Genomic DNA, 13,651 nt, shown 5'->3' on the forward strand with positions numbered 1-13,651 from the left:
GCCCGCTGCCGGCGGCGGGCATGGTGGTGCTGGGCGGATGCGTCCGCCTTCCGTGTCCGACCGGTGGGACGGCCGGGATCGATGAGGTGCGAAGGGCGCGGTCCTGGGGCAGGCGCAAGACGTCGAGGCAGACCGCCTGGAGCCGCAGAAGGGAAGAACACCGTGACACGACCCAGGATCCTGGTGGTTGGAGCCGGCTTCTCCGGAGTCGAGTGCGTCCGCCGCCTGGAGCGCAAACTCGCCCCGGACGAGGCCGACGTCACTCTGGTGACGCCGTTCTCCTACCAGCTCTACCTGCCGCTGCTGCCCCAGGTCGCCTCCGGCGTGCTGACGCCCCAGTCGATCGCCGTCTCCCTGCGCCGCAGCAGCAAGTACCGCACCCGCATCATCCCGGGCGGCGCGATCGGCGTGGACCTCAGGGCGAAGGTCTGCGTGGTGCGCACCATCACCGACCACCTCGTCGACGAGCCGTACGACTACATCGTGCTGGCTCCCGGCAGCGTCACCCGGACCTTCGACATCCCGGGCCTGACGGACCACGCCTTCGGCATGAAGACGCTGGCCGAGGCCGCCTACATCCGCGATCACGTCATCTCGCAGCTCGACCTGGCCGACGCCAGCGACGACCCGGCCGAACGGGCCTCGCGACTGCAGTTCGTGGTGGTCGGCGGAGGATACGCCGGGACCGAGACCGCGGCCTGCCTGCAGCGGCTGACGCACGCCGCGGTCAAGCGCTACCCCCGGCTCGACCCGGGCCTGATCAAGTGGCACCTGATCGACATCGCGCCGAAGCTGATGCCCGAACTGGGCGACAAGCTGGGCCGCAGCGCGCAGGAGGTGCTGCGGCGCCGCGGCATCGAGATCTCGCTGGGCGTCTCCATCGCCAAGGCCGGTCCGGAGGAGGTCACCTTCACGGACGGCCGGGTGGTGCCCACCCGGACACTGATCTGGACCGCCGGGGTGGTGGCCAGCCCGCTGATGGCCACCCTCGGCGCGGAGACCGTCAAGGGGCGCCTCGCGGTCACCGCGGAGATGAACGTGCCGGGCCACGACGGGGTGTTCGCGCTCGGCGACTCCGCGGCCGTGCCCGATCTGGCGAAGGGCGACGGGGCGGTCTGCCCGCCCACCGCGCAGCACGCGCAGCGGCAGGGCCGGAAGGTCGCCGACAACGTCATCGCGGCGCTGCGGGGCCGGCCGCTGGAGCCGTACGAGCACAAGGACCTCGGCCTGGTCGTCGACCTGGGCGGGAAGGACGCGGTCTCCAAGCCGCTCGGCATCGAACTGCACGGCGTGCCGGCGCAGGCCGTGGCGCGCGGTTACCACCTGGGGGCGCTGCGCACGAACGTGGCCAAGACCCGGGTCCTGACGAACTGGATGCTCAACGCGGTCGCCGGAGACGACTTCGTGCGCACCGGTTTCCAGTCCCGCAAGCCGGCGACGCTGAAGGACTTCGAGTACACGGACGCCTACCTGACGCCGGAGCAGGTGCGCGCGCACGTCGGACGGACGCAGCCCCAGCGGTCCTGAGGCACGGCCGCCCGCGCCGTCCGGCACGGTCCCGCCGTGCCGGACGGCGCCTGCCGCGCTCCGGCGGCGGCATGCCATGCTGGAGTGCGGACGATCATGCGGAGCGGGAGAGAGTACGGCGGCGTGAGGGCAGCGGAGGGGTCCATCGGGGCACGGCTGAAGGATCGGGTCACGGCGGCCGATCCCGGACTGCTGAGACTGGCCGCGGGATCGCGGACGGCCGGGGCGATCGCCCTGACCCTGGTCCTGCTCACCGTGCTGGGCGCGCCCGTGCCGCATCTGGTGGCCGGTGCGATCGCGTCGATGGTGGCCACCTTCGCGATCCGTGAGCAGCAGCGCACCGGTCAGGCCGTCACGCTGGCCCTCGGGCTGCCGGTGGCCCTGGCGTCGCTGTCCCTGGGCGCCCTGCTGAACACGCGGGTGGTGGCCGGGGACGTCTTCTTCGTGGTGCTGATCTTCTGCGCGGTCTACGGCCGCCGGTTCGGCGACCGGGGCACCGCGCTCGGCCTCATCGGCTTCCAGGTGTACTTCCTGTCCCTGTTCGTCGGCGCCTCCCCGGCGACGCTGCCGGGGCTCTGCGTGGTCGTCGCGGTCGCCTTCGCCTCCAGTGCGGTCGTCCGGTTCGCGGTCGTGTGGGAGACGCCCGCGGGCATCCTGCAGCGGCTGCGCGAGGCGTTCCGGGTGCGGCTGGCGCAGCTGGTGTCGGCGCAGCTGGAGCTGCTCGACGCCGGGCGCGACGAGGTGGACAAGGTCCTGGAGGACCTCCGGGAGCGCACGGCGCGGCTGCACGAGACGGCCATGATGATCCAGGGCCGGCTGGAGGAGGGGACCCTCGACGACGGCGTGGCGCGGCTGGTGCAGCGGCGGATCGCGGGTGCGGAGGTCGCCGCCGAGCGGCTGGGACTGCTCCTGCTGACCGCCCGCAGCAGCGAGCGCGCGCACACGCTCACCCTGCACCTGCCCGGCGCGCCCGCGCCCTCCGGCGGCGGGCCGGCGGTGCGGGACGAGGCGACCGGTGCTCTGCACCGGGACCTCGGGGCGCTGCGGCTGCTGGTGCTGCGGCCGGTCGAGGAGAGCGGCGGCACGGCGGTGTCCCACGTGCGCAACCGGCTCCTCGGCTACCGGGACGGCGAGAACCTGCCGGACGCCCCGCCGGCCGTGCAGGACGTCTTCCGGGGCATCGGCGAGGCGGCCCGGGCGGTGATGGGGCTCAGGGTCGCCCTGGACGGCCCGCAGGACGAATCGGACGACACGCCGGCCACGGCCAGGTCCCGGGAGGAGCTGGACGCCGAGAACGCGGCCATCGAGGGCGCCGAGCTGGAGGAGGACGGCGAGGAGGGGCCGACGGGGCTCCGGCGGCCCACGACGCGGGCCGCCGTCCAGGTCGCCGTGGGCTCCGCGCTGGCGATCGCCGGCGGGGAGTTCCTGTCCAGCCAGCGCTGGTACTGGGCGGTGCTGACGTGCTGGATCGTCTTCATCAACACCTCGTCCACGGGCGAGATCCTGGTGAAGGGCTACCGGCGGCTGCTGGGCACCGTGCTCGGCGTCGTGGCGGGCATCGTGCTGGCGGGGCTCGTCGGGCACCACACGTGGACGGCGATGGCGCTGGTGCTGCTGTTCGTCTTCGCGATGTTCTACACCGCCCCGCTGTCGTACACACTGATGTCGTTCTTCGTCACCGCGGCCCTGGGCCTGCTGTACACCCTGCTGCACACGTACAGCCTGTCGGTGCTGGTGCTGCGGATCGAGGAGACGGCGCTGGGGGCGGCCTGCGGGGTGATCGCGGCGGCGCTGGTGCTGCCGGTGCACACCGGCCGGCGGACGGACGAGCTGCTGGTGACGGTGCTGGACCGACTGGGTGACGTGGCGGGCGCGGCGGTGGACCAGCTCAGCGGGGCTCCCCCGGTCGACCTGCTGGACCGGGCGCGCGACCTGGACCAGGCGCTCGGGGACCTGCGGGCGGCCACGCAGCCGCTGACCCACCCCATCACCCCGCTGCGCTCGCGGCGCAGTACGGCGGAATACGTCGTGGCGCTCCTGGAGACGTGCGCCTACCACGCGCGGTCGCTGGCCGCGACCGCGGAGCTGCTGCCGTCGCATCCGTCCATCGCGGCGGACCCCCGGCTGCGGCGGGCCTGCGGCCGGATCACCCACAACATCGCGGTGATCGCCGCGCAGGTCCGGGACGGCCGTGCCGACGGGGAGCTGGAGACCGGGCCGAGCATCGCCGCGCTGCTGGAGCCGGACGGGCCCGGCTCCCCCCGCGTCGACCGGGTCACCGGCCGGGTCCTGCGCCATCTCCAGCGGCTGGACGAGGCGGTCCTGGGCCTGGCGCGCCCGCTGCACGCCCCGGTCGCCACCCGCACGCCCTGATCACGCCCGTGCGGATCCGGCCCGCCCGTACGACGGGCGGGATCGCCGGGCCGGGGCATCGGCGGCATCGGCGCTTGCGGAGCGCCCCCGGCTCCCGGCCGGGCGCCGCCGTGCGGCGCGCCGCCCGGTCCGCGGCGGGGCCGTCAGAAGTCGGCGGGAAGGTCGCTCGCCTCGGCGATGCCCCGTAGTTCCTCGGTCTCGCGGTGCCGGTCGCGGATGTAGTCGGCGATCTCGGTCAGGCGTTCCGGGTCCGACGCGGTCGCGGCGTCGGTGACGACCCGGACCGGGCCGGTCTCGTCGATGTCCAGGACGACGAGTTCGTTGTCGAGCCGTCCGGTCACCGCGGTGGCGATGACCAGGGCGGCCTCGTCCCGGATCTCCTGGGGCAGGCCCTGTGCGTGGGCGCCCTCCAGCGGGAAGTCGACGGTGGCGGGGCCCCGCTCGTGGATCGCGCGCAGCACCGGGTCGACGACTCCGAGCAGCTGCTCGTAGTCCTCCTCGGGCATCCGGACGCGGAGAAGGTCGAGGTACACCTCCACGGCCCGGCCGTCGGGCGGAATCTCGTCTTCGTTCATCTCGTCCGTGTTCCCCCGGCCGACGGGATTCAGACGCGGGAGCAGGTTCACGGCAGAAGTGACTGGTCGGAGCGGGTGCGGCGGGCGGGCTCGCCGGTCCCGGGCGTCGCAGCCGGGGCCTCGGGGACGGACCTCTCGGGGAGTCCCGCGCACGGGTGTTCCGGTCGCCGTCCCGCGGCGCTGCCCGGACGCGCGGGGAGCGGGTCCGGGCAGCGGCAGGGGTGCGGGTCCCCGCGGGACCGCCTGCACACGGCGACGGGAGCGGAGCGGGGCCGCCGGAGGCGAGGGACGTCCCGGCGGGCTCACCGGCGGCCGGGGCCGCCGGTGAGCCGTGCGGGCCGCTCGGCGGCCGTGTGCTCCGCCAGCACCTCGTCGCGTATGCGGGCGCAGCTGCGGGTGATGAGCCGGGACACGTGCATCTGGGAGATGCCGAGCCGGTCGGCGATGCGGCTCTGCGTCATGTCCTCGAAGAACCGCATGTAGAGGATGGCGCGTTCGCGCTCGGGGAGCCGGCGCAGCCCCTCCTTGGCCGATTCGCGGTCCACGACGACGTCGTACGAGGAGTCGGCGATGCCGAGGGTGTCGGCGAGGCTCTGTCCCTCGCCGCCGGAGGAGAGTTCGGCGTCCAGCGAGAGGGTGCTGAAGCTCTCCAGCGCCTCCATCCCGGCGCCGACCTCCTCCTCGGTGAGCCCGGTGTGGGCGGCGATGGCGGCGGCGGACGGCTCGGGGGCGCCCGGGGCCTGGGTCAGTTCGCGGCGGGCGACGCGGACCTTGTTGCGCAGCTCCTGGATGCGGCGGGGCACCCTCAGTGCCCACATCCGGTCCCGGAAGTGCCGCTTGACCTCTCCGGTGATGGTGGGGACGGCGTAGCTCTCGAAGGCCCCGCGGTCCGGATCGAACCGGTCGATCGCCTTGACCAGGCCGAGCGCAGCGACCTGGCGGAGGTCCTCGATGGACTCCCCGCGGTCGCGGAAGCGGCTCGCGATGCGGTGGGCCATGGGCAGCCAGGCCGCCACGAGCTCGTCGCGGGCCGCCTCCCGATCGGGCCCCTCCTCCAGGGCCGCCAGCCGCCGGAACAGGACTGCGGTGTCGGGGGCGTCGTCGTGGGACCGCCGGCCGACCGCGCTCCGGTCCACGGCTGTTCCGTGACGGCTTGTCGACATATCAATGGGCATGCGGAATCGCTCCTGAGCGGTGGTTCCAGGGAATGACCGCGGGAGGGGGAGCTGCCCGGCGTACCCGAAAGGCCGCCCGGAGCAGTCCTGCCGCTCCCGCTGGCGCGCCTCCGGTCCGAAGCACGAACTTCCGCCTGCCCTGGAGTCGAGGGAACAAACTCCGCTTCCCGTCATCCGTGTGCACCGGCCATGTTTTTCCGCCACACGGGGCGGCCGGCCCCGCCGGTCGAGGGGGCCGCGGCGGGCACGGGAGCGAGGGCGCCCGGCGGGATCGGCCGCAGCCGTGTACGGGTGCCGGGATCAGAACAACGGCAGTACGGCGGTGATGCACTTGCCGCCGGAGGGCAGGTCCGAGACCTGGACGTCGCGTGCCAGCCGGCACACGATCGGCCAGCCGCGCCCGTCGACCCGCCGCCGGCCGCGCGGATCGACGGGCGGGCGGGTCACCGGCAGTCGGTCGCTCGCGTCGCTCACGCAGACGCGCACACCGTGTCCCACGACGTCCACGTGGAAGTCCGTCACGCCTCCGCCGTGCAGGATCGCGTTGGTCGTGAGCTCCGAGACGACCAGCTGGGCGTCCTCGACGGCATGGGCGTCGCAGCGGGTGCGGGCGGCGCGGCAGCACGCGTCGATCGCGCGCTCCACCTCGCGCCGCGCGTCGGCCGGTCTGCACGTCCCGGCGGGCCCGGGCGCCCGGGTTTCGGCGTGGGGTTCGGTGACGACGGGGTGGGTCCTGTGCCTCTCGCACATGTACTCGCTCCCTGCCTGCCGTAGGGAAGCCGGACCCGGCCGGAACCGGGGAGGCGGTGCGCGTCCGCGGCACGGGCGGCTGCGGAGGACTCCCCGCGCCGCGCGGGCACCGCGTGCCTCTCCTGTTCCCGTCACCGGTCCGGGCCCGGGCCAAACCTCGGCCCGCCCACGAGCGGTTCCGAGCCATCGCGGCGCCGCGGGCGGGGTAGGGGAAGGACATGACCGAAGTGGTGGACTCGGACGAGTTGTTGCGGCGCATCCAGCGGGCCAGGTCCTGGGCCCGGGAGGAGGAGGGGAGGTGGCAGGGGCGCAGGATCGAAGTGGGCGCGACCGATCCGGAGGCGGCGCAGGAGGCCGCCGTACGGGCCCTGGCCCTGGAGGCGGTGCTGGGCGTGCTGGACGAGATCGTCGCGCCCGGGAGCAGCCGGGGCGGAGGGTGAGACCAGTCACCACCGCCGCCCCCGGGTATGACCCATGACCCCTAATGGTTTACGGTTCATCTATACGCGGCGCCGGGGTCGACACATCGGTCCCCCGTACGCCGACGCATACGGCCCTGGCTGGTCTCCCCCGTCCAGCCAGGGCTTTTTCATGCCCGCGGACAGGCGTCACGGTCCGACCCGCGGGGGTCCCGCCCGCCGAGGTGCCCGGGGCGTCGGCAGCGGCTGAAATGGGCGTAGGGAAATGCGCGGAACCCGTCGCCGGTGAGGAGCCCTGCTCATGACCAAAGCGATCAAGCTGCTGACCGCCCTCCCCCAGATGCAGCGCGAGCGGCTGATGGAACTCGCGAAGGAGGTCTCCTTCCCCGAGGACACGCGGATCTTCGAGGCGGGCGGCACCGCCGACCGGTTCTGGGTCATCCGCTCCGGCGCCGTCCACCTGGACCAGCAGGTGACGCCGCTGCGCCGGGTGACGGTCGCGAGCCTCGGCGCGGGCGACCTGCTCGGCTGGTCCTGGCTCTTCCCGCCGTACCAGTGGGACTTCGGCGCCGAGGCGTTCAGCCAGGTGCGCGCCTACGAGTTCGAGGCGCCGCCGGTCCTCGCACTGTGCGTGGAGGACCCGCTGCTCGGGCTGTCGCTGGTACGCACCGTCTGCGAGGTCCTCGCGCACCGGCTGGAGATGACCCGGGGCAAGCTGCTCGAGCAGTACTCCCTGCCCCGGCGCGGCACCCTGTGACCCGCCGGGACCTCGTCACACCCGATAGCGGCGCAGTGCCGGGACGGCGGCCGCCAGGCCCAGCATCAGCGCGACGACCAGCAGTCCCCCGCCGGCGACCGCGGCGTGCGGGCCGAAGGCCGAGCCTGCCGTGCCGTGCAGCACGTCCGCCAGGCGCGGGCCGCCCGCCACCACCACGGTGAAGACGCCCTGCATCCGCCCGCGCATCTCGTCCGTCGCCGCGGACAGCAGGATCGCGCCCCGGAAGACCATCGACACCATGTCCGCGACCCCGCCCGCGGCGAGGAACGCCACGGCGACCCAGAGGTTGCGGCTCACCCCGAAGCCGGCGACCGCCGCACCCCAGGCCGTGACCGAGCCGATCACCATCCAGCCGTGCCGGCGGGCACGGGAGAAGGTGCCGGAGAACAGCCCGCCCAGCACCGCGCCGACCGGGATCGCGGCGAACAGCAGCCCCAGCGCGAGCCCTTCGCCCCAGGGGGCGTACGTCTCGGCGGCGAGCTGCGGGAACAGGGCGCGGGGCATGCCGCACACCATCGCGATGACGTCGGCGAGGAAGGACAGCAGCAGCACCTTGTGGCCGGAGATGTAGCGGAAGCCGGCGGCGACCTCCCGCAGGCCGGCGCGACGGGTGGTCCCGTCGTGCTGCGGCGGCAGGGCGGGCAGCCGCACCACGGCCCACAGGGTGACGCACAGGGCGACGGCGTCGAGGAGGTACAGCACGGGCAGCCCGATGACGGGTATCAGCGCGCCGGCGAGCAGCGGCCCGGCCACCAGGCCGGTCTGCATCACCGTCGAGCCCAGCGCGTTGGCGGCGGGCAGTTCCTCCGCGGGGACCAGCCGGGCGATGGAGGCGTTGCGCGCCGGGGAGTTGAGGCCGAAGAAGGCCTGCTGCACGGCGAGCAGCGCCATCAGCACGCCGACCGAGTCGAGCCGGGTGGCGGCCTGGAGCCAGAACAGCAGTGAGGTGACGGCGATGCCGCCGTTGGTGAGGAGAAGCAGCTTGCGGCGGTCCACGGTGTCGGCGACCGCGCCGCCCCAGAGCGCGAAGACGACCATCGGCACGAGTCCGGCGAGGCTGGCGTAGCCGACCCAGGCGGAGGAGCCGGTGATGTCGTAGATCTGCTTGGGCACGGCGACCGCGGTGAGCTGGCTGCCGACGGAGGTGACGACGGTGGAGGACCACAGCCGGCGGTAGGCGGGGCGGCGCAGGGGGCGGGTGTCCATCGCCCAGCGGCGCCAGCCGCGCCGGGCGGCCGGATCCGGGTCCGGTGCGGCGTCCGCCGCGCTCCGGGCGGTCCGGTCGCGGGTGGTCCCGCCGGTCCGGTGCACGGCGGCCTCGTCGGTGCCGCCGTCGGTGTTCTCGCTCGTGTCCACGGGCTTCCTGGTTGCTCGTTACATCTTTCGGTCGGCCCTCACTATCGCAGGGCGGTCCGGGTGGCGGGCACCGGCCGTCCGGGCGCGGGGCGGGCGGTACCGGGCCGGGGCTCAGTCCGTGCGCTCCCCCAGCGCCGCCAGCTGCGCGGCGGCGCTGTCGAGCAGCATGTCCAGGGCGGTGGGGTAGGCGCTGGTGACCATACGGGTCGCCAGCAGGGGGGCAGCCTCGGCGATGCGCGGGTGGGTGGCCGCGGGCAGCCGGGCGTAGGTGGAGCGCCACATGGCGTCGTCGGCGCTCAGCGCGGCGCTCGGCAGGGCCAGCGAGGCGGCGTCGAGGGTGGCGAAGGCCAGGGTCTGGTCGATGAAGGCGTGGTAGATCCGCACGGTGTCGGCGGGCGGGAAGCCGGCCCGGCGCAGCACGTCCAGGACCGCCTCGTCGGCGGCCAGCTCGTGGGGGCGGCCGGTGACGCGGTTCGCGGTCACCAGGGCGGCCTGGGGATGGGCGACGTACGCGGCGTGGATGCGCAGCCCCACGGTCCGCAGGTCGGCCCGCCAGCTCCCCGTCGGCCCCCAGCCCCGCAGGGCCTGCCCGACGAGGGCGTCGCCGATGGCGAGGGTGAGGTCGTCCATGCCGCGGAAGTACCGGTACAGGGTGCTCGGGTCGCAGTCGAGCGCGAGGCCCAGCCGGCGGGCGGACAGCCCGGCGCTGCCGTGCTCGCGCAGCAGCCGCAGCGCCGTCTCCACGATCAGGCTCTCGGACAGCACGGTGCCGCTGCGGGTGGGGCGGCGCCTGCGGCGCTTCTCCTCCGGCACGACGGGCTTGGGCATCCCGGCTCCTCCTCTGGGCGGGCCTTATGCCAACACCATTGACCTTATACGGGGCGGGGGCGTTGGATCGGCGGCCGGGGACAGCCTCGCCGTCTCCGTACTTCCCTGCCTTTCCCGACTTTTTCTGCACTTCTCCACATCAGGCGTCTCTTTCCATCCGTCGCCTTCCGCTGCATTCCCGTCACCGATCGAGAGGGAGTTCCCGTCATGCGTGTACTGCTCGTGGGCGCCGGCGGTGTCGGCACCGCCGTCACCCGGATCGCCGCCCGCCGCCCGTTCTTCGATGCGATGGTCGTCGCGGACTACGACCGGGCGCGGGCCGAGGCCGCCGTCGCCGCGCTCGGCGACGAGGACCGGTTCACGGCCGAGCAGGTCGACGCGGGCGACGAGGCGGCGGTGGCCGCCCTGCTGGCCCGGCACCGCTGCGACGCCCTGCTCAACGCGACCGACCCGCGCTTCGTGATGCCGCTGTTCCGGGCGGCCCGCGCGGCCGGCGCGACCTACCTCGACATGGCGATGTCCCTGTCGCGGCCCCATCCGGAGCGCCCGTACGAGGAGTGCGGGGTCATGCTCGGCGACGAGCAGTTCGCCGAGGCGGGCGACTGGGAGAAGGCGGGTGCCCTCGCGGTCGTGGGCATGGGCGTCGAGCCGGGCCTGTCGGACGTGTTCGCCCGGTACGCCTCCGACGAACTCTTCGACGAGATCGAGGAGATCGGCATCCGCGACGGTGCGAACCTCACCGTCGACGGCTACGACTTCGCCCCCTCCTTCAGCATCTGGACCACCATCGAGGAGTGCCTGAACCCGCCGGTGGTGTACGAGGCCGGGCGGGGCTGGTTCACCACCGAGCCGTTCAGCGAGCCGGAGGTCTTCGACTTCCCCGAGGGCATCGGGGAGGTGGAGTGCGTGAACGTGGAGCACGAGGAGGTGCTGCTCGTGCCGCGCTGGGTCGAGGCCGGGCGGGTGACCTTCAAGTACGGGCTGGGCCGGGAGTTCGTGGAGACGCTCAGGACGCTGCACCTGCTGGGGCTGGACCGCACGGAGCCGGTCACCGTGCCGGGCCCGGACGGGCCGGTCGCCGTGTCGCCGCGGGACGTGGTGGCCGCGTGCCTGCCCGACCCGGCGACGCTGGGCGAGCGGATGCACGGCAAGACCTGCGCGGGCACCTGGGTGCGCGGCACCAAGGACGGCGCGCCGCGCGAGGTGTACCTGTACCACGTCGTCGACAACCAGTGGTCGATGGCGGAGTACGGCTGCCAGGCGGTGGTGTGGCAGACCGCCGTCAATCCGGTGGTCGCCCTCGAACTCCTCGCCACCGGCGCCTGGTCGGGCACCGGCGTCCTCGGCCCCGAGGCCTTCCCGGCCCGCCCGTTCCTGGACCTGCTGACGGCGTACGGCTCCCCGTGGGGGATGCGCGAGCAGTGACCGTGTGGGGATGGTGTGAAGGTCCGATGTCGTCCGGCCCAGCGGTTTTATCCGCGGATCGACCGGTCACCCGAAGTCGAGTACGCGTTCACGACGGATGACGACCGATGTGCAGGTGACTTCTCATGGACGACTGGCGCGAGCACGCCGCGTGCCGCGACGAGGACCCCGACCTCTTCTTCCCGATCGGTACCAGCGGTCCGGCGCTGCTGCAGGCCGAGCAGGCCAAGGCGGTGTGCCGGGGCTGCCCGGTGCAGGAGCGGTGCCTCCAGTGGGCGCTGGACACCGGGCAGGCCATCGGCGTGTGGGGCGGTACGGGCGAGAACGAACGCCGCGCCCTGAAGCGGCGCCTGGCGACCCGCCGCCGGGGGGCCTAGGCCCGCGGCCGGGCCGCCGGCACGGTCGCGGCCGACCGGGTCAGGCCCGGTCCGGCTTCCCCTTGGTGAACAGCCAGGTGCGGAACAGCCCGTCGAGGTTCCTGCCGGACTCCCGCTCCGCGAGTGCGGTGAACCCGTCGGTGGTGCCGTGCCCGTCGCGGTGGGTGGTGGCCCAGGTCCGCAGGATGCGGTGGAAGATGCGGTCGCCGACGGCCTTGCGCAGTTCGTGCAGGACCATCGCACCGCGGGCGTAGACGGGCGCGCCGAAGAGGTGGGCGCCGCCGCCCGGGTCGCCGGGCGGGTAGGCCCACAGCGCGTCGCCCGCCGGGCGGGCGTAGAGGGCGTCGAAGGACTTCTGGGCGCTGTCGCCGCCGTGCTGCTCGCTGTAGAGCCACTCGGCGTAGGTCGCGAAGCCCTCGTTGAGCCAGATGTCCTTCCAGCGGGTCAGGGAGACGGAGTCGCCGAACCACTGGTGGGCGCTCTCGTGGACGAGGGTGCTCACGTCCGGCGCCGAGTCGTACAGCGGCCGCGTCTGCGTCTCCAGGGCGTAGCCGACGGAGGGGGCGTGGTCGACGATCGCCCCGGCCGCACGGAACGGGTACGGCCCGAACAGCCCGCTCTCCCAGTCCAGGACGGAGGGCAGCTTCTTCAGGACGGGCGCGGCCGCGGCCGCCTCGCGGGGGTCGACGGCGTTGTAGACCCGCACACCGCCGCGGGTGGTGTACTGCTCGACCTCGAAGGTGCCCACGGTCGCCGTGGCGAGGTAGGCGGCCATCGGCTCGGACTGACGCCAGCGGTACGTGGCCGTGCCGCCGGACGTGGTCCGGCCGAGGAGGACGCCGTTGGCGACGGCGGTTCTCCCCTTCGGGACGGTGAGGGTGAAGTCGTAGGACGACTTGTCCGTGGGGTGGCCGTTGGCGGGGAACCAGGTCATCGCCCCCTGGGGTTCTCCGGCGACGAAGGCGCCGTCGTCGGTGGGGATCCAGCCGTCCTGGGAGCCGTCGGGGTCGGTGACGGGCTTCGGGGTGCCGTCGTAGGTGACGGTGACACGGAAGTCGCGGCCGTCGCGCAGGACCGTGGGCGGGGTGACGACGAGTTCCTGCCCGTCGCGCCGGAAGGCCGCCTTGACGTGGTCGACCGAGACACCGGAGACCTTCATCCCCGTCAGGTCCAGGTCGAAGCGGCTCAGCCGCTGGGTGGCGCGGGCGGTGAGCACGGCCCGTCCGTCGAGGTGCCGGGTCTTCGGGTCGTACCGCAGGGTGAGGCCGTAGTGCACGACGTGGTAGCCGCCGTTGCCCTCGAGCGGGAAGTAGGGGTCCCCCGCCCCGGGGGCGCCGGCCGTCGCGGCCGCGGCCGGTCCGGCGGCAGCGAGCAGGGCCGCGAGGGCGAAGGGCACGGTGGTGACCACGGCTTCGCGGCGCAGGACGGCGGACCGTCCGGCGGCCCGCTTCCGGGATGGCGTCACATGGTCTCCTCGGGAGGTGACGGGTGGTCAGGCGACCTCAGCGTAAGTGCCGTCCGTCCCGGATTCGCCCTTGATCGGGTCAAGTCCCGACGCGTCGCCCGGCGCCGCGGACGACGCACAGTACGCTCCGCCCTTGACCCGACCGCGACCGAGGGAGACCCGACCGTGAGTGTCCGTGTGCGCCGCGTCTACGACCCGCCCGAGCCCGGCGACGGCCTGCGCGTCCTGGTGGACCGGCTCTGGCCGCGCGGGGTCTCCAAGGAGCAGGCACGCGTGGACGAGTGGCCGAAGGCGCTGACGCCGTCGGACGAGCTGCGGCGCTGGTACCACGCGGGCGAGGGCTCCTACGACGACTTCCGGCGCCGCTACGAGGCCGAGCTGGCCGAGCCCGCGGCCGCCGAGCTGCTGGCGGGTCTCAAGGCGTCCGCGGCCGCCGGGGCCGTGACGCTGCTGACGGCGTCCCGGACGCCCGGGGAGAGTCACGCGACGGTCCTGGCCGGCCTGCTGCATCCGTGACTCCGTGTGTCCACGCGGTCATGCTATGCGGCGCCCGGTGCGGGCGCATCCGGTCCGGCGGCCGGCCCCGGGGTGCGGGGCCGGGCG

Annotated in this window: 13 protein-coding genes; 7 read left to right on the plus strand and 6 right to left on the minus strand. The window is 73.9% G+C overall.

Annotation, left to right across the window (positions count from 1 at the left end; genetic code table 11):
• Positions 1 to 162: 162 nt before the first annotated feature.
• Positions 163 to 1,527, plus strand: a complete 1,365-nt coding sequence (locus tag P3H78_RS22015) for an NAD(P)/FAD-dependent oxidoreductase (RefSeq protein ID WP_276110816.1) — start codon at positions 163 to 165, stop codon at positions 1,525 to 1,527.
• Positions 1,528 to 1,623: 96 nt separating this feature from the next.
• Positions 1,624 to 3,900: an FUSC family protein gene (locus tag P3H78_RS22020; protein ID WP_438828013.1), complete on the plus strand. Its 2,277-nt coding sequence runs from the start codon at positions 1,624 to 1,626 to the stop codon at positions 3,898 to 3,900.
• Positions 3,901 to 4,043: 143 nt separating this feature from the next.
• Here the strand turns inward: P3H78_RS22020 and P3H78_RS22025 are convergent, their stop codons facing one another.
• From P3H78_RS22025 to P3H78_RS22035, 3 genes are all read right to left on the minus strand, one after another.
• A complete protein-coding gene (locus P3H78_RS22025) occupies positions 4,044 to 4,475 on the minus strand; it encodes a hypothetical protein (RefSeq protein WP_276110818.1) in 432 nt (143 codons plus the stop codon).
• A 302-nt stretch (positions 4,476 to 4,777) separates the two neighbouring features.
• The gene (locus P3H78_RS22030; RefSeq protein ID WP_276110819.1) at positions 4,778 to 5,650 is read right to left on the minus strand and encodes a SigB/SigF/SigG family RNA polymerase sigma factor; all 873 of its coding nucleotides are present in this window, start codon (positions 5,648 to 5,650) and stop codon (positions 4,778 to 4,780) included.
• A 300-nt stretch (positions 5,651 to 5,950) separates the two neighbouring features.
• Positions 5,951 to 6,400, minus strand: coding sequence for an ATP-binding protein (locus tag P3H78_RS22035; RefSeq protein WP_276110820.1), 450 nt, complete (start codon positions 6,398 to 6,400; stop codon positions 5,951 to 5,953).
• Positions 6,401 to 6,618: 218 nt separating this feature from the next.
• Here P3H78_RS22035 and P3H78_RS22040 point away from each other — a divergent pair, with 218 nt between their 5' ends.
• Both P3H78_RS22040 and P3H78_RS22045 read left to right on the plus strand, forming a co-directional pair.
• On the plus strand, positions 6,619 to 6,840 hold the full coding sequence (locus tag P3H78_RS22040) for a hypothetical protein (RefSeq protein WP_276110821.1): 222 nt from the start codon (positions 6,619 to 6,621) through the stop codon (positions 6,838 to 6,840).
• 280 nt (positions 6,841 to 7,120) lie between these two features.
• Positions 7,121 to 7,576 (plus strand): cyclic nucleotide-binding domain-containing protein, encoded by a 456-nt coding sequence (locus P3H78_RS22045; protein WP_276110822.1) that lies wholly within the window; start codon positions 7,121 to 7,123, stop codon positions 7,574 to 7,576.
• A gap of 15 nt (positions 7,577 to 7,591) precedes the next feature.
• On the opposite strand, the gene P3H78_RS22050 is transcribed toward P3H78_RS22045, so the two are convergent.
• Both P3H78_RS22050 and P3H78_RS22055 read right to left on the minus strand, forming a co-directional pair.
• On the minus strand, positions 7,592 to 8,908 hold the full coding sequence (locus tag P3H78_RS22050; RefSeq protein ID WP_276110943.1) for an MFS transporter: 1,317 nt from the start codon (positions 8,906 to 8,908) through the stop codon (positions 7,592 to 7,594).
• 156 nt (positions 8,909 to 9,064) lie between these two features.
• Positions 9,065 to 9,781 (minus strand): TetR/AcrR family transcriptional regulator, encoded by a 717-nt coding sequence (locus tag P3H78_RS22055; RefSeq protein ID WP_276110823.1) that lies wholly within the window; start codon positions 9,779 to 9,781, stop codon positions 9,065 to 9,067.
• A 207-nt stretch (positions 9,782 to 9,988) separates the two neighbouring features.
• Between P3H78_RS22055 and P3H78_RS22060 the strand changes: the two genes are divergently transcribed.
• Positions 9,989 to 11,206: a saccharopine dehydrogenase C-terminal domain-containing protein gene (locus P3H78_RS22060; protein WP_276110824.1), complete on the plus strand. Its 1,218-nt coding sequence runs from the start codon at positions 9,989 to 9,991 to the stop codon at positions 11,204 to 11,206.
• A 125-nt stretch (positions 11,207 to 11,331) separates the two neighbouring features.
• Entirely contained in the window at positions 11,332 to 11,583 is a 252-nt protein-coding gene (locus P3H78_RS22065) for a WhiB family transcriptional regulator (protein WP_276110825.1), read from the plus strand.
• 40 nt (positions 11,584 to 11,623) lie between these two features.
• Here P3H78_RS22065 and P3H78_RS22070 read toward each other — a convergent pair whose 3' ends face one another.
• Positions 11,624 to 13,048, minus strand: a complete 1,425-nt coding sequence (locus tag P3H78_RS22070; RefSeq protein ID WP_276110826.1) for a M1 family metallopeptidase — start codon at positions 13,046 to 13,048, stop codon at positions 11,624 to 11,626.
• A 165-nt stretch (positions 13,049 to 13,213) separates the two neighbouring features.
• On the opposite strand from P3H78_RS22070, the gene P3H78_RS22075 reads away from it, so the two are divergent.
• Positions 13,214 to 13,564, plus strand: a complete 351-nt coding sequence (locus P3H78_RS22075; protein ID WP_276110827.1) for a DUF488 domain-containing protein — start codon at positions 13,214 to 13,216, stop codon at positions 13,562 to 13,564.
• The last annotated feature ends 87 nt before the right edge of the window (positions 13,565 to 13,651 follow it).

Origin of the sequence: Streptomyces tropicalis, from assembly GCF_029269835.1 — a bacterium.
Taxonomy (GTDB): domain Bacteria; phylum Actinomycetota; class Actinomycetes; order Streptomycetales; family Streptomycetaceae; genus Streptomyces; species Streptomyces tropicalis.

What these genes read in the sequence shown, in the direction of transcription:
- P3H78_RS22020 (WP_438828013.1), top strand. Translation starts at nt 1,624, where the DNA reads ATGCGGAGCGGGAGAGAGTACGGCGGCGTGAGGGCAGCGGAGGGGTCC.
- P3H78_RS22025 (WP_276110818.1), bottom strand. Translation starts at nt 4,475, where the DNA reads ATGAACGAAGACGAGATTCCGCCCGACGGCCGGGCCGTGGAGGTGTAC.
- P3H78_RS22030 (WP_276110819.1), bottom strand. Translation starts at nt 5,650, where the DNA reads ATGCCCATTGATATGTCGACAAGCCGTCACGGAACAGCCGTGGACCGG.
- P3H78_RS22035 (WP_276110820.1), bottom strand. Translation starts at nt 6,400, where the DNA reads ATGTGCGAGAGGCACAGGACCCACCCCGTCGTCACCGAACCCCACGCC.
- P3H78_RS22040 (WP_276110821.1), top strand. Translation starts at nt 6,619, where the DNA reads ATGACCGAAGTGGTGGACTCGGACGAGTTGTTGCGGCGCATCCAGCGG.
- P3H78_RS22045 (WP_276110822.1), top strand. Translation starts at nt 7,121, where the DNA reads ATGACCAAAGCGATCAAGCTGCTGACCGCCCTCCCCCAGATGCAGCGC.
- P3H78_RS22055 (WP_276110823.1), bottom strand. Translation starts at nt 9,781, where the DNA reads ATGCCCAAGCCCGTCGTGCCGGAGGAGAAGCGCCGCAGGCGCCGCCCC.
- P3H78_RS22060 (WP_276110824.1), top strand. Translation starts at nt 9,989, where the DNA reads ATGCGTGTACTGCTCGTGGGCGCCGGCGGTGTCGGCACCGCCGTCACC.
- P3H78_RS22065 (WP_276110825.1), top strand. Translation starts at nt 11,332, where the DNA reads ATGGACGACTGGCGCGAGCACGCCGCGTGCCGCGACGAGGACCCCGAC.